The 1,231-nt window shown below is 50.5% G+C and carries 3 pseudogenes; all 3 read left to right on the top strand.

The features are described from left to right. A pseudogene (gene paoD, locus RTW80_RS25560) lies at positions 1 to 293 on the top strand (molybdenum cofactor insertion chaperone PaoD); the annotation flags it as partial. 50 nt (positions 294 to 343) lie between these two features. Continuing rightward, positions 344 to 682, top strand: a pseudogene (locus RTW80_RS25555) (LysR substrate-binding domain-containing protein); the annotation flags it as partial. Positions 683 to 1,023: 341 nt separating this feature from the next. Continuing rightward, positions 1,024 to 1,231 (top strand): annotated as a pseudogene (locus tag RTW80_RS25550) (hypothetical protein); the annotation flags it as partial.

Below are 1,231 nucleotides of genomic sequence, written 5' to 3'. Positions count from 1 at the left end.
CGGTCATTTTGCTGTGCCATGATCTCAACCGGGAGCTGCCAGTGTTGCAGGCCGCGCGAGAAGCAAAACCCTTTTATCTCGGCGCATTGGGCAGCTATCGAACCCACACGTTACGTCTGCAAAAGCTCCACGAGCTGGGATGGTCCAGGGAGGAGACAGCGCAAATCCGGGCCCCCGTCGGGATATTCCCCAAAGCCCGGGATGCGCATACTCTGGCACTCTCCGTGCTGGCAGAAGTCGCCTCTGTACGTCTCCATCAGGAGGAGGATTCATGCCTGCCCCCGTCGTCCTGATCCTTGCGGCCGGGCGTGGAGAGCGCTTTCTCGCCTCCGGGGGAAATACCCATAAGTGTATCGGCTGGCGTCAGTCCCCGGAGGTTGCGCCTTATCGCTGGCCATTTGAAGAAAACGGGAGAACTTTCGACCTTGCGATTGAACCGCAGATTACGACTAATGATCTGCGTCTGATGTTGAGGCTGGCTCTTGCCGGCGGAGGAATAACAATTGCCACTCAGGAAACTTTCAGGCCATATATTGAAAGCGGTAAGCTTGTATCGCTGCTTGATGACTTTCTTCCACAATTTCCGGGCTTCTATCTGTATTTCCCACAGCGTCGCAATATTGCACCAAAGCTCCGCGCCCTGATTGACTACGTCAAAGAATGGCGGCAGCAATTGGCTTAAATGTCTGCACCTGCACTGCCTGATGTCAGAACAGTATTTTGATGAATTGCCAAGGTTACAATGGCACAAATACGGCACAGGAGGAAACGTGGTGTATTTAAATATGGGGTAACTCTTTGATTTTAATGGTGATAATAGGAACAATACACATAGGCGATAAGCTTTGTTTTTGTTGCCTTTTTTATTGTTCATTTTTTATAGATACCCCCAAAAGTACCCCCATATCTTTTTCCGCACCTGAAATTTGGTTGTTATTCATACAGCATATCAGGCGGTAACGCTCTCCCTTTAACCCACTTATTGTATGATAGTGCTATCCCACAATAAGGAATCAGCCAGCCATGAGAATGACCAGTCGCAAAAAAGAGATACTTAGCTACTTTGAACCGGATAACCTCGAATGGGTGACTGGTGAGATTGGTGCGCCGCCGTTCGATGTGTCGGGTGTGGCCTACCTGCTTCATGGCATGGTGTCGTTCGATAAGCGTCACCAGCTCGAATCAACCCGGCGCACACTGGAAAGCATGGTTGCTGGTGGACTGCTTGAGC

Origin of the sequence: Escherichia sp. AM3, from assembly GCF_032029835.1 — a bacterium.
Taxonomy (GTDB): domain Bacteria; phylum Pseudomonadota; class Gammaproteobacteria; order Enterobacterales; family Enterobacteriaceae; genus Escherichia; species Escherichia coli.
Note: the sequence above shows the minus strand (reverse complement) of the source record. Positions and strands in the feature narration are given on the sequence as shown.